This window comes from Corallococcus sp. BB11-1, from assembly GCF_026626625.1.
In the GTDB taxonomy this organism is placed as follows: domain Bacteria; phylum Myxococcota; class Myxococcia; order Myxococcales; family Myxococcaceae; genus Corallococcus; species Corallococcus soli.
Window position 1 is genome coordinate 115,172 of record NZ_JAPNJY010000004.1, and the last position, 18,510, is coordinate 133,681.

The 18,510-nt window shown below is 70.2% G+C and carries 13 protein-coding genes; 9 read left to right on the plus strand and 4 right to left on the minus strand.

Annotated elements, in window-relative coordinates; translation table 11 throughout:
- The first annotated feature begins 61 nt into the window (after positions 1-61).
- The 5 genes from hrpA to OV207_RS05995 all read left to right on the plus strand — a co-directional run bounded on the left by hrpA (position 62) and on the right by OV207_RS05995 (position 9,252).
- Positions 62-3,772 (plus strand): ATP-dependent RNA helicase HrpA, encoded by a 3,711-nt coding sequence (hrpA, locus tag OV207_RS05975; RefSeq protein ID WP_267553353.1) that lies wholly within the window; start codon positions 62-64, stop codon positions 3,770-3,772.
- Positions 3,773-3,986: 214 nt separating this feature from the next.
- Positions 3,987-5,318 carry a PQQ-dependent sugar dehydrogenase gene (locus tag OV207_RS05980; protein ID WP_267553354.1) on the plus strand — a complete coding sequence of 444 codons (1,332 nt, stop codon included), beginning with the start codon at positions 3,987-3,989 and terminating at the stop codon, positions 5,316-5,318.
- Between the two features lie 294 nt (positions 5,319-5,612).
- A complete protein-coding gene (locus OV207_RS05985; protein WP_267553357.1) occupies positions 5,613-7,082 on the plus strand; it encodes a matrixin family metalloprotease in 1,470 nt (489 codons plus the stop codon).
- A gap of 62 nt (positions 7,083-7,144) precedes the next feature.
- Positions 7,145-8,056, plus strand: coding sequence for a hypothetical protein (locus OV207_RS05990; RefSeq protein ID WP_267553359.1), 912 nt, complete (start codon positions 7,145-7,147; stop codon positions 8,054-8,056).
- 170 nt (positions 8,057-8,226) lie between these two features.
- Positions 8,227-9,252 carry a methyltransferase gene (locus OV207_RS05995; RefSeq protein WP_267553362.1) on the plus strand — a complete coding sequence of 342 codons (1,026 nt, stop codon included), beginning with the start codon at positions 8,227-8,229 and terminating at the stop codon, positions 9,250-9,252.
- Positions 9,253-9,309: 57 nt separating this feature from the next.
- On the opposite strand, the gene OV207_RS06000 is transcribed toward OV207_RS05995, so the two are convergent.
- Complete coding sequence (locus OV207_RS06000; RefSeq protein ID WP_267553363.1) at positions 9,310-9,639, minus strand: hypothetical protein; 330 nt, start codon at positions 9,637-9,639, stop codon at positions 9,310-9,312.
- Positions 9,640-9,907: 268 nt separating this feature from the next.
- Between OV207_RS06000 and OV207_RS06005 the strand changes: the two genes are divergently transcribed.
- The 4 genes from OV207_RS06005 to OV207_RS06020 all read left to right on the plus strand — a co-directional run bounded on the left by OV207_RS06005 (position 9,908) and on the right by OV207_RS06020 (position 13,900).
- The gene (locus tag OV207_RS06005) at positions 9,908-10,972 is read left to right on the plus strand and encodes a lipase family alpha/beta hydrolase (RefSeq protein WP_267553366.1); all 1,065 of its coding nucleotides are present in this window, start codon (positions 9,908-9,910) and stop codon (positions 10,970-10,972) included.
- A 53-nt stretch (positions 10,973-11,025) separates the two neighbouring features.
- Positions 11,026-12,084 (plus strand): Gfo/Idh/MocA family protein, encoded by a 1,059-nt coding sequence (locus OV207_RS06010; RefSeq protein ID WP_267553368.1) that lies wholly within the window; start codon positions 11,026-11,028, stop codon positions 12,082-12,084.
- A 282-nt stretch (positions 12,085-12,366) separates the two neighbouring features.
- A complete protein-coding gene (locus OV207_RS06015) occupies positions 12,367-13,527 on the plus strand; it encodes a M4 family metallopeptidase (RefSeq protein ID WP_267553370.1) in 1,161 nt (386 codons plus the stop codon).
- 40 nt (positions 13,528-13,567) lie between these two features.
- On the plus strand, positions 13,568-13,900 hold the full coding sequence (locus tag OV207_RS06020) for a protealysin inhibitor emfourin (protein WP_267553373.1): 333 nt from the start codon (positions 13,568-13,570) through the stop codon (positions 13,898-13,900).
- Between the two features lie 189 nt (positions 13,901-14,089).
- Here the strand turns inward: OV207_RS06020 and OV207_RS06025 are convergent, their stop codons facing one another.
- From OV207_RS06025 to hmgA, 3 genes are all read right to left on the minus strand, one after another.
- Positions 14,090-16,273, minus strand: coding sequence for a hypothetical protein (locus OV207_RS06025; protein ID WP_267553376.1), 2,184 nt, complete (start codon positions 16,271-16,273; stop codon positions 14,090-14,092).
- Positions 16,270-17,046 (minus strand): hypothetical protein, encoded by a 777-nt coding sequence (locus OV207_RS06030; RefSeq protein WP_267553379.1) that lies wholly within the window; start codon positions 17,044-17,046, stop codon positions 16,270-16,272. The genes OV207_RS06025 and OV207_RS06030 overlap by 4 nt, the downstream gene beginning before the upstream one ends.
- Before the next feature lie 150 nt (positions 17,047-17,196).
- The gene (hmgA, locus tag OV207_RS06035) at positions 17,197-18,492 is read right to left on the minus strand and encodes a homogentisate 1,2-dioxygenase (RefSeq protein ID WP_267553381.1); all 1,296 of its coding nucleotides are present in this window, start codon (positions 18,490-18,492) and stop codon (positions 17,197-17,199) included.
- Positions 18,493-18,510 lie beyond the last annotated feature (18 nt).

The window sequence follows — 18,510 nt, forward strand, 5'->3', positions numbered from 1 at the left end:
GCAGGCGCCCACACGATTCGTCAGGGGCGCGGCGCGCGCTTCGGTGCTAGTCCATGCTGCCATGTCCGGCGCCCCACCCGACCCCACCTCCGGCGACTTCCCCACCCTGCACTTCCCCCCCGAGCTCCCCATCTCGAGCCGGGTGGAGGACATCACCGCGGCCATCTCCGCCCATCAGGTGGTCATCGTCGCGGGGGCCACCGGTTCGGGGAAGACGACGCAGCTGCCGAAGGTCCTGCTCGCCATGGGGCGCGGTCGCCCGCGCCAGATTGGCGTCACCCAGCCCCGCCGCATCGCCGCGACGAGCGTGGCGGCGCGCGTGGCCCGCGAGCTGGGCACGGAGCTGGGCACGGACGTCGGCTACCAGATTCGCTTCGAGGACCGCTCGACCCGGCGGACGGCCGTGAAGTTCATGACCGACGGCGTGCTGCTCGCGCAGATCCACAGCGACCCGCTCCTGAAACGCTACGACACCATCGTGCTCGACGAGGCCCACGAGCGCAGCCTCACCATCGACTTCCTGCTCGGGTGGCTCAAGCGCATCCTCCCCAGGCGCCCCGACCTCAAGGTGGTGGTCAGCTCGGCCACCATCGAGACCGAGCGCTTCTCGCAGTTCTTCGGGGGCGCTCCGGTCATCCAGGTGGAGGGCCGGACCTTCCCGGTGGACGTGCTCTACGAGCCGCCCCCCGAGGACGATGAGCTCGCCGACGCCGTCGCCGATTCGGTGGCGAACGTGCTCTCGCTCGACCCGAACGGAGACGTCCTCGTGTTCCTCCCCGGGGAGCGGGAGATCCGCGAGGCCGAGAACGCCCTGAACGCGCGCGAGCTGCGCGGCGCGGTGGTGCAGCCCCTGTATGGGCGCCTGTCGGCCGCCGAGCAGTCGCGCGTCTTCGCCACCATCCCCGAGCGCCGGGTCATCCTCGCCACCAACGTCGCGGAGACGTCCGTCACCATCCCGGGCATCGTGTACGTCGTGGACACGGGGGTGGCGCGCCTGTCGCGCTACGACCCACGTTCGGGCACCACGCGCCTGCACATCGAGCCGGTCTCCCAGGCCAGCGCCGACCAGCGCAAGGGGCGCTGCGGGCGCGTGCGCGAAGGCATCTGCGTGCGCCTCTACGACGAGGCGAGCTTCACCACGCGGCCCGCCTTCACCGATCCGGAGATCAAACGCACCGGGCTCGCGGGGGTCATCCTGCGGATGAAGTCCCTCGGCCTGGGTGACGTCGAGGACTTCCCCTTCCTCGACCCGCCCCAGCCGAAGGCCATCGCCGAGGGCTGGCGGGTGCTCGAGGAGCTCGGGGCCATCGAGGGCAAGGAGCGCGCCTTGACGCCGCTCGGCCACCAGCTCGCGCGCTTCCCGGTGGACCCGCGCGTCGCGCGGATGATCCTCGCCGGCGCCGAGTATGGGTGCCTGGACGAGGTGCTCATCATCGCCGCGGCGCTCAACCTGCAGGACCCGCGCGAGCGGCCACGGGAGCTCGCGCAGAAGGCGGACGCGTCGCACGCGCGCTTCCGTGACGAGAACTCGGACTTCGCGGGGCTGCTCAAGCTGTGGGCGTTCGTGCGCGAGGCCGAGGGCCGGGGGACGTCCCATCTGCGGCGCGTGTGCCGGGACAACTTCCTGTCCTTCCTGCGGGTGCGTGAGTGGCGGGACGTGCAGCGCCAACTGGAGGAGACCGTCCGCGAGCTGCGCCTGTCGCGCAAGGGCCAGGGCGCCCCGGCGCGCGGGGACGTCCTGCACCAGGCGCTCCTCACCGGGCTCCTGTCCCGCATCGGCCAGTGGAATCCGGAGCAGCGTTACTACACGGGCGCGAAGCAGACGCGCTTCATGGTCCACCCCTCGTCGGCGCTCGCGAAGAAGCCCCCTGCCTGGGTGATGGCGTTCGAGCTCGTGGAGACGTCCCAGTTGTTCGCGCGCACCGCGGCGAAGCTCGACCCGGAGTGGCTCGCGGCGGCGGCCCCCCACCTGCTCAAGCGCAGCTTCTCCGAACCGCACTGGTCGGAGAAGTCCGCGCGCGCCGTCGTGAAGGAGAGCGCGACCCTCTTCGGGCTTCAGGTCTTCAAGGAGCGCCCCGTGGCCCTGGCCAGCATGGACCCCGCCCGGGCACGGCTGATGTTCCTCGAGCATGCCCTGGTGCGCGGCGAGTACCGCACCCGGGGGGCGTTCCAGGAGGAGAACCAAGAGGTGCTCGAGCGCGTGGCGCGCCTGCGGGACAAGGCCCGGCGCAGCGAGCTGCTCGACACCGAGGCGCTGCTGACGTTCTTCGACCAGCGCGTCCCGGCGGACGTGACGGACGGAGCGGGCTTCGAGGCCTGGCGCCGCAAGGCCGAGGCGGCCGACCCCGACGTGCTCATCCTCACGATGGAGGATGCCCTCTCACACGACCCGGGCCTGTCCCCGGCGCGCTACCCGGATGCCATCACCCTGCACGGCGCGTCCGTGCCGGTGACGTACACCTTCGACCCCTCGGCAGAGGACGATGGCATCACCGTGAGCGTGCCGCTGCTGCTGCTCGCCCAGCTGGTCCCGGGTGAGCTCGACTGGACCATCCCCGGGTGGCAGCGGGAGAAGCTCACCGCCCTGCTCGAGCAGGTCCCCCGCGCCCAGCGCAAGCAGCTGGGGCCGGTGCCAGAGCTGGTCGACCGCCTCGAGAAGGAGCTGGTGCCCTTCCGGGGGCCGATGATTCCAGCGCTCGCGCGTGCGGTGTCCCGGCTGTGCGGCGTGGACGTGCCCGAGGAGTCCTTCCGGGCGGATGCCGTGGTGCCGTACCTGCGCATCACGCTCCGGGTGCTCGACGAGCGGGGAAAGGAGCTCGCGCGGAGCCGCGACGCCGACGCGCTGCTCGAACAGCACGGGGGACGTGCACGGGCGGCGCTGCGCAGCGTGGCGCCGACTTCGGACTGGGAGCGCAAGGGTCTGACCGCCTGGACCTTCGGTGAGCTGCCCTCGGTGGTCACCCGGCGGGTCGGCGGGCTTGAGGTCCGCAGCCATCCCGCGCTCGTTGACCGGGGCGCGGCCGTGGATCTGGTGCTGCTCGAAACCCCCTCCGCGGCCGACGCGGCCACGCGCACGGGGCTCCGCCGGCTCCTGATGCTCGCCGCGCGCGGACACGTGGCCGTCAGCGCCGCGCGCATGCCGCTGCCCTTCCCGTCCCTGGACGGCGCGCCGCCCGCGCGGGGCCAGGCCGACACCTTCCGGGCGCTCGTCCTCGCACGCAGCGTCGACGATGCGTTCAAGCTCGCACCGGGCGCGCCGTTGCCCCGCACGAAGGCGGCCTTCGAGGCGCTGGTCCAGGAGGGCTCACCCCGCATCGAGCAGGCGGCCCGGGACTGGGCGAACGCCGTCGTCGCCACCTCCATGGAGCTCGCGGAGACGCTCGCCGCGCTCAAGACAGCATCCAAGGGGCCGAGCGGCGCGGCGGCCGTGCGGGACATCCGCTCCCAGCTCGGGCAGCTGTTCCCCGCGAAGCTCATCGAGTGGATCCCCTTCATGCGCCTGCTGAACTACCCGCGCTATCTCCGCGCGGCCCGGGCACGACTGTCGCGTGCGGTGGCGAACCCCGGCAAGGACGCAGGGAAGGCCGTGCCCTTCACCCCCCTGTGGGAGGCCTTCCTCGCCAGGTGCGCCTCCGTGCGTGACCAGGAGGCGGCGCAGGAGCTGCGGTGGGCCTTCGAGGAGCTCCGCGTGGCCATCTTCGCTCCGGAGGTGACGACGCCCGTGTCGGTGACGGTGGCGAAGGTCGGCGCGGCCCTCGCGGCGCTGCGCTAGAACTCGAAGCCCGCTCCCGGCAACGTCGTCACGCAACACGTTCCAGGTTGGCTCAATGGCAGAGCACGCGGCTGTTGACCGCGGGGTTGGGGAGGGTCGCGGAAGCAGGGGGGTGCTCGATCCGATGTCCAGCACCGCCACCGGCTGTAACGCGTCCTTCCCTGTCGATTCGAAGAGCGCGATGTTCACTCCCCTTCCCCCTGGAGTGAGTCACATGCGCATCCTGTCATTGTCCCTCATCGTCGCCACCCTGCTGGTCGGTTGCCAAGAGGATCCAGAACCCACGCCACCGGACTCGGGCGTCCCGCAGCAGGATGCTGGCGCCCCGCAGCAGGACTCTGGCGTTCCTGAAGATGACGCGGGCATCATTGAAGATGACGCGGGCGTTCCGGAAGACCCGCTCCCCAGCGGTCCCCCGGTTCCGCAGGGCCCGCCCAACGTGCCCGAGTTCAAGCCGGCCTTCCCCGGGCAGACGCGCGTCCCCGCCATCCAGACGAAGACGCCCATCCAGGTCACTGAGATTGCGTCGGGCTTCAGGAACCCCTGGGCTCTCGCCTTCCTGCCTGACCAGCGCATGCTGGTGACGGAGAAGCCCACCGGCTCGCTCTACATCGTCACGCAGCAGGGCGCGAAGTCCCCCGCCGTCAGCGGCCTGCCCGCCGTGGACGGACGCGGTCAGGGCGGCTTGCTCGACGTGGAGGTGGGCCCGGACTACGCCCAGAGCCAGCTCATCTACTGGACCTATTCCGAGCCACGCCAGGGCGGCAACGGGCTGGCGGTGGCGCGCGCGCGGCTCGTGGATGGAGCGCAGCCTCGCGTGGAGAACGTCCAGGTCATCTTCCGCATGATGCCCACGCTCGAGTCGACGCTGCACTCCGGGGGACGGATGGTGTTCACCCCGGACGGCAAGCTGTTCGTCACGCTCGGGGAGCGCTCCATCCTCGCGGGCCGTGTCCAGGCCCAGGACGTGAAGAGCCACTTCGGCAAGGTGGTCCGCATCAACCCCGACGGCTCCGTGCCCCAGGACAACCCCTACCTGAAGACCCCGGAGGCGAAGCCGGAGATCTGGTCGGTGGGTCACCGCAACGTCCTGTCCGCGGCGCTCGACGGCCAGAACCGGCTGTGGACGGTGGAGATGGGGCCGCGCGGAGGTGACGAGGTCAACCGCCCCGAGGCAGGCAAGGACTACGGTTGGCCCACCATCGGGTATGGAGAGGACTACTCCGGTGCGTCCCTCCACGACAGTCCCCAGGCTCCGGGCATGGAGCAGCCCGTGTACTACTGGGACCCGGTGATTGCCCCCTCGGGGATGACCATCTACTCCGGGACCCTGTTCCCCGAGTGGCGGAACGACATGTTCATCGGCGGCCTGTCCTCCAAGGCGCTGGTGCGGCTCATGGTGCGGAACGACCGCGTGGTGGGCGAGGAGCACCTCCTCAAGGACATGGACTCGCGCATCCGCGAGGTGGTGCAGGGCCCCGAGGGCGCCCTCTACCTGCTCACCGATGCCACCAACGGCAAGGTGCTCAAGGTCACGCCGCGATGAAGCATCCGTAGGCCACGGCGCGCTCCCCGCACCCCGAGAGCATCAAACCTCGGGGAGCGGAGGGGGCGCGCCGCCGCGAAGCGAGTCAGGCCCGGCGAGCGCCGATGCAGAAGCAAACGGCCGGGTTACACCCCCGCTGGTGCCTCGACAATCCAGTGCGGCGCAGGCCCCTTTTCCTTTATTCGCGACCAGGAATGGGCGGCCCCTGCGTATTTCTTCCATCCCGTCCTCGCCTCGCACCTGGGGCTCGGGAGCAACGAAGACCGCATGGGGGAAATGATGAAACGACCTGGCTTGACCGCAGTCTTCCTGATGGGATTCCTGCCCGCCGCGACGGTGAGCGCCTATGTGTTCAACACGGGGGGCCGGTGGAGCGACAATCCCTATGTCATTGATGTCATCGCCGGCCCGTTCCAGACCCACTTCGGGCTGGACGCCACGCGCACCATGCACATGGCGCGCTCGGGCCTCCAGGCCTGGCTGAACGTGGGCGTGGGCTTCTCCACCAACCTCGCGTTCTACAACACGACGCCCAGCGCGTCGGACATCGAGATCGAGGCGAAGACGTGCTGCGATGGCGACTGCACCTCGGGGTGCCTCGGGCGCGCGACCAACGTCCCTCTGTCGGACAACTGCGCCCTCGACATCTACAAGAACACCAGCAGGTCCCATCTCTACTCGGACGACCGCACCGCCACCTGGGACATCCAGTCCATCCTCTCCCATGAGTTCGGGCACTGCCTCGGGCTGGGCCACCCCTCCAACCCGGAGGAGGCCATCATGAAGCAGGGGCAGTACAGCCACGCCACCTATGCGAAGCGCTTCCCGCGCGTGGACGACAAGACGGGAGGGCAGCACGCGCAGTACATCGCGGACTACCCCATCCGGGTGCGGGATCGCACCGGCGGCGCCTGGACCCAGGTGGCGAAGACCTCCGGCAGCGTCGGCGTGGCGACCCGCGCGGATGGCTGGTCCCTGGTGGCCTATGAGACGGACCCCACCCGGGACACCACCAGCAACGTGGCCCACCTGGCCATCTCCGCCACCGGCGGCGTCAGCCCCGAGTGCATCAACTGGAATGAGTGGACGTCCGACGGCGTGGCCGTCTCCGAGGACACCTCGGGCGGCTTCGCGAAGGCGTTCCTCGCCGCCAACGATGGAGGGCTGATCCTCGTCTACCGGAGCATCCACCCCGCCCTCCTGGGCTGCATCACGGGGACGCGCACCCTGACGACGATGTCGTCCCGGCGCCGCCCCAGCCTCGCGTACGACGCGGGCACCAGCCGGCTCGTGATGACCTTCATCGACCGGGAAACCGGCCAGCTGCGAATCTCCACCTCCGACAGCTCCGGGGCGTGGACGACGCCCACGTCCCTGAACACGGAGTGGACCGACGCGCCCGTCGGCATCGACTGCGGCTACTGGGCGCCGGCCGGCGCGAACCGCTGCTTCATGGCCTTCCCTTCCGCGGACGGCAATCACATCCTGCGCATCGCGGAGGGCTACATCAATGCCTTCGGCGACTACGTGCACGTGGGGACCTACGTGACCGGGGGCTGGACCCTCAACGTCGCGCCGGACATCCAGATCATCAACGGGAACCGGCTGGAGATCATCCACGGGGCCACGGACAACAACCGCACCGCGTATATGTATGTTCGTGATTGCAGCAGCGGGTGCACGGACACCACGTACCCCCTGGATCAGCGGACCTACGTCGGCGGAGGCATCTCAAGCACGAAGCTGGTGACGGCGGCTCCATGAGCGACGCTCGCGCAGACCTGTCACGACACCTCGCTGTGAATGACTTTCGGAGCAAGCCCATCATGATGCCTTTCAAGAAGCAGGGAATGACGCTCGTCCTTGGAGCGGTCCTGGGTGTGGGCGCCACCGGCGTGGCGACAGGGTTCTTCCCCGAGCAGGCCCAGGCCCGGCTGGGACCCACGGCGACACAGGGGCAGATCCACGATGACCATGGCGAGTATGCCCTGGGTCCCGAGGGGTACGTGGCCCAGTCGGACGTCATCGTCACGGGCCGCATCACCCGGGTCCTCGACGCACAAACGCATCCGCGGGGGAGCAAGAGCCCGCGGTACTCCCACCAGCTCGAACTCGTGGTGGACGAGGAGCTCTACCGGAACACGGAGCGCGCGCCCGGCGAGCGGAGCACGCGTCGGATCGTCTCCGTGCCGGCGGCGGGAACGGACCTCTCCATGGGGCGCGCCCACATCGCGGCCCCGGGCGGTGGCACGCACCTGTTCTTCCTGCGGCGCTCGCCGCTCGTCCCAGGGGCCTTCGTCCTCCTGCGGGGGGAGAACGGGCGCATCGACCTGACGGGCTCCTCGGTCCAGCACGAGGTGCTGCGCGGCGGCACGCCCTCCGCCATCCTCGACGAGGTGCGGCGCTACGCCGCGACGGTGCGGGTCTCGCCTTCCTCGGCGGTGCGCGAGTCGCTGGGGGCGCTGCCAGAGGGCGTGCAGCCGGGCCGGTTCTACGGGCGGAGCGACACGCCGGCCGGGCTGCGGCAGGCGCTGAAGACCCAGCAAGACGGGGTGCTGGTGTTCGACGCGCTGCCGGAGGGCGCGGTGGCCTCGCGGCTCCACGTCCTCAACGTCGGGGACAAGTGCTTCGTGCGCACGCAGTGGGAGCCCGGCGCGGCCTCCGGCCCGGTGGCGCTCCATGTGAAGGACGGGGCCCTCTCACCGACGTGTGAGGCGCTGCTCGACAAGACCTTCTGACCCACACCACGGCCCGCTTCGAGCAGTCGAGGCGGGCCGTGGCGAAACATCCACCGCCGATAGGGTGGCCGCCGCGGCGCGGGGCAATCCCAGGCATCGACCCACGGGAGCCGCGGTGGAGCGGGTCGTCGGCGGTGCGCAGCCGCATGGCGCGCGGTTAGACTCCAGACATGAAGATCATCCACGACAAGGATACGTCTCCCACCCAGCAGCTTCATGCATCCATCATGAGCTTCTGGATTACCCAGGTCATTGGCACCGTGGCCCGCCTGGGGATCGCGGACCTGCTCGCGGGAGGAGCGCGCGACAGTGATTCGCTGGCGGCCGAACTCGGCGTCCACCCGGGCGCCTTGTTCCGGCTGATGCGAGGCGGCGTCACCGCCGGCATCCTCGAGGCCGTCTCCGAGCGGACCTTCGCCCTGACGCCGGTGGGCGAAGGGCTGCGCTCGAACGTCCCTGGCTCGCTGCGGGAGCTGGCCATCATCCAGACCGACAAGTCGCACTGGTTGCCCTGGGGCCTGCTCTCCGAGGCGGTGCGCACCGGAAGGTCCACGACGCAAGCCGCCCTCGGCTCCGACATCTGGGGGCACTTCGCCCGGCACCCCGATGAGGCGGAGCACTTCGCCCAGGCCATGGGCAATCTGTCCGGCCTGGTGGCCAGCGAACTGACGCACCACATCGACTTCGCGCCCTTCGCCCGTGTGGCGGACATTGGAGGAAGCCAAGGCGATCTGCTTGCGCAGGTGCTGCGCGCCCATCCCTCCTGCCGGGGCATCCTCTTCGACCTGCCCCGGGTCGCCGAAGGCGCGAAGACGGCGCTGGAGTCCCGAGGCCTCGCCAGCCGGGTGGACGTGGTGGCCGGGAGCTTCTTCGAGCCCGGCATGCCCGCCGCCGACGCCTATCTGCTCAAACACATCCTCCATGACTGGGATGATGACGCCTCCATCACCCTCCTGCGCCAGCTCCACGCCGCGGCCCCCTCCGGCGCCCGGCTCTTCGTGGTGGAGTTCGTGATTCCGGACAACCGGACTCCCGACGCATCCCACCTGATGGACCTCAACATGCTGGTGGTCGCCGACGGGCGCGAGCGCACCAGGGACGAGTTCCAGGCCCTGCTTGATGCGACGTCATGGAAGGTGGAGCGCATCATCCCCACCCGGAGCGGGACCAGCATCATCGAGGCGACGAAGGCCTGAGCAAGGGCGCGTCCCCAGAGGGGCGTCTCACAAGAGACACCCCTCCGTCGCGGCACCTCAGTAGGCGGTGAAGCTCGCGTACTTGCCCGGCCGGAACGTCCTCAGCGTGCCGAGCGCGGTCGGCAGCCCGCTGCAGTCATCGGTCGTGTAGGCGACCACGTTTTCGAAGTTGCTCCACCCCACGAGAGCGTCGGCCGTGGCCGGGAACGGATGGCACCCGTCGTCAGGGGCCGGGTAGTTCGCCAGGGGGGTGGTGAAGTTGTCACCGTAGAACGTCAGGCCCACCTCCCAGTCGATCGCGGAGGAGGCGAACGCGGCGCCCGATGAGACGGCCAGGCCCGCGACGGTGGCGACGGCAAGGACAGCACGAAGAGTGGTTCGGCGCATGATGAGTTCCTCCCAAGACGTGAATGTCTTTGACGTCGAGGATGACGAGGAAGACCTGGAGTCGCAATCAATAAATCATTTTTGCGAATAGGCACATTGAATCACATTAGCTGACATGCTGGCAGCCCGTGAGCACCCGCCGCATCGCGGCATCCGCCCGGGGTTCTCGGCTTCTCACGCGCTTGGAACGGGCACGCAACAAACGACGCCCTCCTCCGACAATGCAGGCAAGTCCCCCGCCCCACTCGGTCCCCCCCGAGGTCCCTTCATGGTCCAGGTCAAGCGTCCTTCCAGCCTCACGCCGCCCTCGCAGACGCGAGGCGCTCCGGATGCCTCCACCCTGGCCAGAGCATCGAAGGGATCCAACGCCCTGGCGGTGAGCGACAGCTTCTCGGCGGGTGCGCCGCGGGGCAACGCGCTCTCGCAGGTGAACAGCCTGCGCCTGCCCATCCCCTGGCCGGGCAAAGGCGAGGCGGACAAGATCGGCTGGATCCAGAAGGCGTATCCACCGGCCAAGGACGCCACGGCGGAGTTCCAGAAGCTCAACCAGGCGGTGCGCACGGGGCAGAACGTGCTGCCCGCCGAAGCCAAGGACTGCGTGTTCCTGGCGGTGGGCGGGCTGCTGTCGGAGGCGGCGCCCAAGGAGATCTACCTCGACAAGAACCTGGACGCGCTCGAAGCCCAGGGGCTGCAGGTGGGCCGGGTGCCCGTGGACACGGACATGGGCGTGGAGCACAACGCGGCCATCGTCCGGCAGGCGGTGCTCGACGCCTCCAAGAACGGCAAGCAGGTGGTGCTGATCGGCCACAGCAAGGGCGGCCTGGACTCCGCGGCGGCCCTGGCGCTGTACCCGGAGCTCAAGGACCACGTGCGCGCCCTGGTCACCCTCCAGTCGCCGTACGGCGGCTCGCCCATGGCGCAGGACCTGCTGGACAACCCCCTGGTGCGCTACGGCGTGGGCGGCGCCATCGAGGCCATTGGCGGCAGCATCCAGGCCGGTGAGGACCTGACGTACGACTCGCGCAAGAAGTTCCTGGCCGAGCACCCGATGCCCGCGGGCATCCCCGCCGTGTGCATGGCCTCCACCACCGCCAACCCGACCTCGCCGCTGTTCGTCGCCGAGGAGTACATGCAGCAGCGCTACGGCGTGAAGTCGGACGGCCTGGTGCTCCCGCAGGACGCGTTCATCCCCGGCTCCAAGTCCGTGACCCTGCACGGGTTGGATCACCTCGATTCGACCGGGACGACGCTGAACCCGTTCAAGCCCTACCAGCCCGAGGACCTGACCCTGTCGCTGGTGGCGATGGCCTTGAACATGCCCAAGGGCGGCTGAGACACGGAGCAGCGAGGCGGTGCGCGGCGCCGGGGGCGGCTAGATTCGGGTCCGTGAGCCTCTTCCCGACCACCCTCCCCCCCGCCGAAGCCATCCCCTTGCGCGGAGGCCCCGTGCTGCGCTGGGGCGTGCTCGCGCCCGGACGGATCGCGGGAGGCTTCGTCTGGGCGCTGCATCAGCACACCGACCAGCGCGTCCACGCGGTCGCCTCGCGTGCCCCCGAGCGCGCCTCGCGCTTCGCCGCGGCCTACGGCATCCCGCGCGTCCACGAGTCCTACGAGCAGCTCGTCGCGGACCCCCAGGTCGACATCGTCTACGTGGCGTCCCCCCACAGCGAACACAAGCGCCAGGCCCTGCTCGCCATCGCCGCCGGCAAGCACGTCCTCGTGGAGAAGCCGCTCGCGCTCAGCGCCTCCGAGGCCCGGGACATCGCCCGGGCCGCTCACGCCGCGGGCGTCTTCGCCATGGAGGCCTTGTGGTCGCGCTTCCTCCCCCAGACGCTGCTCATTGAACAGCTGCTGCGCGAAGGCGTGCTCGGAGACGTCCAGCTCGTCATGGCGGACTTCGGTGGCCGCTTCGACTTCGATCCCGAAGGCCGCGTCTTCAACCCCGCGCTCGGCGGCGGCGCCCTGCTCGACATCGGCATCTATCCCATCTGGTTCGCGCACTTCGCGCTCGGCGCGCCCCCGCGGGTGCACGCCACGGGCTCGCTCACCCAGACAGGCGTGGACGCGCAGGCGGCCCTCGTCCTCAGCTACGCCACGGGCGCCCAGGCGCTGCTGCACACCACCGTCCTCGCCGAGACGCCCCAGGAGGCCGTCATCGCGGGCACGCACGCGCGCCTCCAGCTCGACTCACGCTTCTTCGCGCCCAGTGGCTTCACGCTGAAGGCCGCGCGGTCGGACCAGCGGCTGCGCTGGACCGATACGTCGGGCATCCATGGCAGCGAGGGCCTTGCCTACCAGGCCGCCGCGGTCGCACGGCACATCGCCGAGGGACACACGGAGTCACCGCTGCATCCGCTCGAGCGCAGCATCGCCGTGCTTGAAACCATCGACGCGGCGCGCGGGCAGCTTGGCGCCTCCGGCCGCGACGGAGGGTCCGCTCGCTGAGTCGAGCAGGGTTGGCGGCCCCAGCCCTGCCCACCCACGCACGGAAGACCTGCTGGGCTGGGGCGGCTTGCTGGTGATGTTCTTGAAGTCCCGGCGCCAGCCCCCGCGCCCCGCTCGCACGGCGGCTGAGACGGCCCCCGCGGGGGAAACCCAGGCCAGGGTCCGGCGGCTGGTGTGCCCACGCGGCGGCCCTGGGAACGGCGCGGCCTTGCGCTGGCCACCCGCCGCTTGTGCCAGGAGAGGCGTCCCTAGCTTCAAGGAGACACATCCCTGGGGGACACCATGAGGACGTTTCATCCAAGATGGCATCGGCATTCCATCCACTGCATCCTTCCGCCGTACCTGCTCCGGTCCATCGCGCAGAACGGCACCAGCACCCAGCGCGCCGCGGCGTTGCAAACCGCCTCCGTGGACAACACGTTCCGGAACCTGCGACTCGCCACGACGCTCCCGACCCAGCGGCCAATCATCCGGGGCACTTCGGGAATGATGGCCGAGTCGCAGCGCTACCGCTCCATCTACCACCTGGACGGACAGGAGACCTTTCCTGGCAGGTTGGTCCGCAGCGAAGGACAGGAGGCCTGCGGCGACGCCGCGGTCGACGAGGCCTACGACGGGCTGGGCGCCACGTACGACCTGCTCTGGGAGGTATTCGGACGCAACTCCATCGATGACAGCGGCATGCGCCTGGATGCCCACGTCCACTACGGCACGAACTACGTCAACGCCTTCTGGGACGGCCAGCGCATGGTGTTCGGGGACGGCGACGGAGAACTCTTCAACCGCTTCACCATCGCCATTGATGTCATTGGCCACGAGCTGGCACACGGCATGACGGAGGACGAGGGCCCGCTGGTCTACTTCCGCCAGGCGGGAGCCCTCAACGAGTCGATGTCCGACGTCTTCGGCTCGCTCGTGAAGCAGCGATTCCTCAACCAGACGGCGGACAAGGCGGACTGGCTCATTGGCGAAGGGCTCCTCACCTCCGCGGTCCAGGGCCAGGCGCTGCGCTCCATGAAGGCCCCGGGGACCGCCTTCGACGACCCGGTGCTGGGCAAGGACCCGCAGCCCGGCCACATGCGCGACTTCATCAGGACGTGGGAGGACAACGGCGGCGTACACATCAACTCCGGCATTCCCAACCGGGCGTTCTACCTGGTGGCCACCCAGCTCGGAGGCTACGCCTGGGAGAAGGCAGGCCACATCTGGTACGAGGCGCTGCGCGACACGAAGCTGCGTCCCGACTGCGGCTTCGCCCGGTTCGCCCGCATCACGCTGATGGCCGCCTCCCGGCTCTACGGCGAGGGCGGGGCCGAGGACGCCGCGGTCCGCGACGCCTGGAGCCAGGTGGGCATCCCGGTCTCCCGCGAGAAGGTCTCCGTCGCCTGGGTCCCGCCACAGGGCGTCCAGACGGGAAAGCCCTCGCGTACGCCCCAGGCCTGAAACCAGAGGGGGGCCGTGACGGGCCCCCGGGGAGCGTGTGATGCGCATTGAAATCAAGCGGGAGGGTGGGCTGGCCTTCATTCCCGGCCTCAACAAGCCAAGGCTGCTGGACCTCGCGGCGCTGCCTCCCGCGCAAGCAGACGCCATCGCGCGGAGCGTGCACGCGGCCTCCTTCTTCGAACAGCCCGGCCGCGTGGGCACCCTCACCAAGGGAGCGGATCAGACCCGCTACACCGTCACCATCGAGGACGGAGGACGCCGTCACTCCGTCCAACTGGTGGAGCCCGTCCAGGAGCCCCACCTGCGGGCGCTCCTGGATCTGCTCAAGCAGGTAGAGCGGACGGCGGCACGCCCTCCGGCGGGAGCCCCCTGAAGGCCTGGGGCTGAGTCACTCGCGCGGACCCGCCCTGGTCCGGGGGATTCGAGCAATGAGACAGGGAGGGCCGGGACATGGACACGGGGCGCGGAGCCTCCGCGGCGGCCTGACGACAGGGTGGGTCCCGTCGCTCCCAACTCAACGGGAAGAAGGGGCGCGCCGACTTCCCCCCGCTCCGAGCGGGGATCAATAGACGTAGCGGACCTTCTTCGCCCACTCCGTCTTGCCGTAGTGCTTGTGGAGATAGCTGAAGGCCTTCCGGGCCTCGGGGGTGTTCTGGCCTCCGCAGCCGTACTTGCTCGCCCGCACCGCGCGGAAGAGCGCGATGGGGGACCGGGGGTCCTTGGGGTTCGCCTGCGCCCAGGCGAGCGCCACGCGCGCGTGGAAGACCACCGAGCTGCCCGCTTCGGAGAGGGCCTTCCACTGCTCGGCGGCGGCCTCACGCTCCTCGGGGCTCTCGAAGGAGAACGGCGGCGTGGCCGGCTGAGCCTTCGCCATCGGGCACCACCCGTTGGTGTCATGCCGGATGTCCGCGGTCAGGTCGGAGGCGAGGGGCATGGTGAGGTACCGAGCCGACGACAGTCGCGGCGACACGGCAGGCAGGCCCATGAGGAGGAGGCGTGCGTCGAAGATCCGCTCCTCCGGCGTGGGCCGTCCGACGATGGCCAGCAGCTCCGCGCGGGCCGGGGGCTCGGTTTCTGCGAGCTGGGTCGCCATCGCCTTGAGGGTTTCGTCATCCTCCACCACCGCGGCCAGCGCGAAGGTGGTCCACGCCAGCCGCCGGCGCAGCGCGGAGCCCTTTGGGACCTTCGCGGTCCAGGCCCGCAGCTTGCGCGCCGTGAGCCGGGACTCAAGGCGCATCGCATTTTCCGGGAACAGGCTCACGTCCCCGGTACCGGCCGGCGGTGGAGGAGACTCGATGACCGTGCTCTCCAGCACCTCGTCCCAGGTCCGGGCCAGGGCGAAGCGCTCCTGGCGCAGGAGCGTCCCCAGGGCGGGCATCTCCCGCACGAACTCCGGCGGAATCGCATCCAGCCGGGCACGTGCCGCCGGCAGCTCCCCCTGCTCGCGCAGCAAGCGAATGGAGTGGTACGCGAGGGTCGGCCCCGCGGGTGACGTCAGGGGGACCTTCGCCGCGTCCGCGAGCAGCGTCGGCAGGCCCGGCGAGTCCGCGCGGGACACGTTCAGCGCGGCGACGAGCCAGGGCACATGGGCGGACTTCCTCCAGCGGGCCGTGGCGGAGGCCTGGAGTGGCGCCCGGACGTGCGCCTCCATGTCGGGGGACGCGGCGGTGAGGGTCTTGAGCCACTCCGCGAGCTCGGCCGCGGCGGGGGGCAGCGCGGTGCAGACGCCCCAGGAGCCGTCCGGTTCATGGAGGTCCCCCAGCTCCGCGCTCAGCCCGGACCCCGTGCCCGGCTCGAGCACCCGCGTCAGCAGCTCGCAACTCCAGGCCTTCGCATCCAGGCGGCCGCGCACGAGGCTCTGGAGGCGACGGGCGGGTCCATGGACCTCGCGCAGCTTCGGATCCGCGAGCACCTTCCCGATGGCCTGATCGGCCAGGACGAAGCGCTCGCGGGTCGCCTCGTCCATCCTCCGTTCGTAGGCCAGGTCCGAGGACTGCTCGAACAGCGCCCTGCGAACGGCGGTGCGCGCCACCAGGTATGAAGCCAGGGTGCGGTAGGGCGAGTCGGCCGACTCCGCGATTGCCTGGAAGGCCTTCGCCGCCGCGTCGAACTGGTGGCAGTAGAAGAGTGAGGCCGCCTCCTGGTAGGCGCGCTCGGAGCGACGTCGCGCCTTCTCACGGGGCGTCAGTCCCTCCTCGATGTCCGGCGCCGCCTCCGCCAGGGAGCGGCAGGGGCCGAAGACGACGTCCTGGTGGGCGACCCACTCCGCCAGCAGCGCGGGACGCTGCTTCCACTCCTTCGCGAGCACGCGCGCGGTGCTCGCGGCCTGGAGGAAGGCGTCCGCGTGGATGCGGGAGATGTCCACGAAGTTCTCCCGAATGGCGAACGCCAGGGGGGCGGGCTCGGCCCCGGGAGCGACCTCGTTCCGGGCGGCGGTCCACTGCTGACTTCCCCACTCCGCGACAGGAAGGGAGAATCCGTCGATGACCTGCTTCCATCCTTCCACCACGTGCTTCTGTTCATCCGCGGTGGTGGGGATGCCCATCATCGAGCGCCAGGAATAGACAAGGTATCTCAGGCGGAGGCTCCCCCGCAGCAGGCCCAGGCGCCCGGCGGCGAAGGACTCGAAGGGGACGTCGGGGTGCGCCGTTTCGTCGTAGGAGGAGGCGTCAGTGCCACACGCCACGGCGACAGCGGAGGGGAGGAGGACCGCGAGGCCGACGAGGCCCCTGAGTGAGGACATCATGATTGCGTCTCCGCCACGGCGCGCGCGAACGCGGACTGCGTCCACGGGTGGGGGTTGAAGAGGTAGAGCGTCGAAACACCGGGAGGCACGGCCTGCCACTCGTCGACGGCCAGGCCCATGCTCCCCGCGCACGGTCGGGGCAGCCCGCGCGCGAACCGGGCCCGCCACACGGGGGCCTCCGCGCCCATGCGGAAGAGCTGGGGGACCACTTCATCCACCGGCGCGCGGGTGAGCCAGCTTCCTGGCGCGCACCACGACGCCAGCCCGGTGATGGACAGGGGCATCCCCGGCGGCAGGCGCTCGCGCAGGTCCTGGAGCAACGAGACGTAGGCGTCATGTTCCGACTCGCGCACGTCGAAGTCGAGCTGAAGCGCCGTGACGTCCGGACGCCGCACCAGGGCCGCCAGGCGCTCGGACAGCGCGCGCAGGCGCTCGGGGCTGAAGCGCGCGAACGAGGCCCCCGGGAGCATCTGGAGGCGCACGGTGGCCTTCAGCGTGATGCCCGGCGGGAGCCGCAGCGGCTGGCGGCGGGGGTGCGCGTGCACGTCCCTGTCCGTGAGGTTGAGCGTCGTCAGCAGGAAGGCGACGTCCACGGGCCGTCCGGCGAGGAAGCGGAGGTCTTCCGGCCGCTCCCAGGCCCAGAGGACCAGCCGGGGCGGCGGGGCCGCGTCGGGCGGGGACAGCGGCACGCACAGGAGCGCGAGGAAGGCCGCGGCCAGCAGGCCACGCCGTGGTCCTGCTGGCTCGGGAGGAAGGGAAGGATTGGAGGTCATCGCGGCTGGGGCGCCACACCCGGGAGGCATTCCCGGGCTTCGCGGCGGCTTTTAGCAATCCCCGCGCCACCAGCACCTGCGCCTGTCCACGGGGCGCTGGTGCCCCACCCGGGCTCCGGCAGGTTCGACGCCCCCGGGCGGACCTTCCGCTCAGCGAGGAGGAAGCTGGGCCTTGCGCAGGTCACCCCAGCAGGCGTCGTAGTCCGACTGCAACGTCGGGCTCTCCAGCGCGGCGCGCGTGGGCGCGATCACGTGGCGCGTCTCGAACATGAAGGCGAGCGTGTTGTCGATCTTCTTGGGACCCAGCGGCGCGGCGACCGCGGCCTCGTACGTCTTCCGGTCCGGCCCGTGCGCGCTCATGCAGTTGTGGAGCGACGCGCCTCCGGGCACGAACTGATCCGCCTTCGCGTCATAGACGCCGTGGATGAGGCCCATCATCTCGCTCATCACGTTGCGGTGGAACCACGGCGGCCGGAACGTGTGCTCCGCCACCATCCACCGGGGCGGGAAGATGACGAAGTCGCAGTTCGCGGTGCCCGGCGTCTCGCTGGGCGAGGTCAGCACCGTGAAGATGGAGGGATCCGGATGGTCGAAGCTGACCGTGTTGATGGTGTTGAACCGCGCCAGGTCATAGACGTACGGCGTGTGGGAGCCGTGCCACGCGACGACGTCGAACGGTGAGTGGTCCAGCGTCGTCTCCCACAGGTGCCCCTGGAACTTCTGCACCACGCGCGTGGGCCGCTCCACGTCCTCGAAGGCCGCCACCGGCGCGCGGAAGTCCCGCGGGTTCGCCAGGCCGTTGGAGCCGATGGGCCCCAGCTCCGGGAGCCGGAACGGCGCACCGTGGTTCTCACAGATGTAGCCGCGCACGGGCCCTTCAGGCAGCTCCACGCGCATGCGCACGCCGCGCGGGATGAGCGCGACGTGGCCCGGTGGAACGGCGAGCACGCCCAGCTCCGTCACGATGCGGAGCGCGCCCTGCTGCGGGACGATGAGCAGCTCGCCGTCGGCGTTGAAGAACGCGGTGTCCACCATGGACGTGTTGGCGACGTACAGGTGCACCGCCGCGCCGTCGCCCGCCGCCGCGGAGCCGTTGCCCCCCAGCGTGAACAGCCCCTCCAGGAACGTCGTCGGGTCCGTGGGCAGCGGGAGCGGATCCCAGCGCAGCCGGTTGGGCGGAGGCGGAACCTCGTCGAAGGGGCCGCTGCGCAGGCGGCGCGCTTCGGTCTTCCGGTAGGGCGGATGGGCCGCGCTGGGGCGCAGGCGGTACATCCACGTCCGCCGGTTCTCCGAACGCGGCGCGGTGAACGCCGTGCCTGAAATCTGTTCAGCATAGAGGCCGAACGCGACCTGCTGCGGCGTGTTCTGGCCAACCGGCAACACTCCGGAGACGGCCTCCGTTGCGTGCTCGTTCCCAAAGCCCGTGAGGTATTGGAGCGGTTCCATGCCCGGGATGGTAACAAA

What these genes read in the sequence shown, in the direction of transcription:
- OV207_RS06000 (WP_267553363.1), bottom strand. Translation starts at nt 9,639, where the DNA reads ATGCGCCGAACCACTCTTCGTGCTGTCCTTGCCGTCGCCACCGTCGCG.
- OV207_RS06025 (WP_267553376.1), bottom strand. Translation starts at nt 16,273, where the DNA reads ATGATGTCCTCACTCAGGGGCCTCGTCGGCCTCGCGGTCCTCCTCCCC.
- OV207_RS06020 (WP_267553373.1), top strand. Translation starts at nt 13,568, where the DNA reads ATGCGCATTGAAATCAAGCGGGAGGGTGGGCTGGCCTTCATTCCCGGC.
- OV207_RS05990 (WP_267553359.1), top strand. Translation starts at nt 7,145, where the DNA reads ATGATGCCTTTCAAGAAGCAGGGAATGACGCTCGTCCTTGGAGCGGTC.
- hrpA (WP_267553353.1), top strand. Translation starts at nt 62, where the DNA reads ATGTCCGGCGCCCCACCCGACCCCACCTCCGGCGACTTCCCCACCCTG.
- OV207_RS06015 (WP_267553370.1), top strand. Translation starts at nt 12,367, where the DNA reads ATGAGGACGTTTCATCCAAGATGGCATCGGCATTCCATCCACTGCATC.
- OV207_RS05980 (WP_267553354.1), top strand. Translation starts at nt 3,987, where the DNA reads ATGCGCATCCTGTCATTGTCCCTCATCGTCGCCACCCTGCTGGTCGGT.
- OV207_RS05995 (WP_267553362.1), top strand. Translation starts at nt 8,227, where the DNA reads ATGAAGATCATCCACGACAAGGATACGTCTCCCACCCAGCAGCTTCAT.
- OV207_RS06030 (WP_267553379.1), bottom strand. Translation starts at nt 17,046, where the DNA reads ATGACCTCCAATCCTTCCCTTCCTCCCGAGCCAGCAGGACCACGGCGT.
- OV207_RS06005 (WP_267553366.1), top strand. Translation starts at nt 9,908, where the DNA reads ATGGTCCAGGTCAAGCGTCCTTCCAGCCTCACGCCGCCCTCGCAGACG.
- hmgA (WP_267553381.1), bottom strand. Translation starts at nt 18,492, where the DNA reads ATGGAACCGCTCCAATACCTCACGGGCTTTGGGAACGAGCACGCAACG.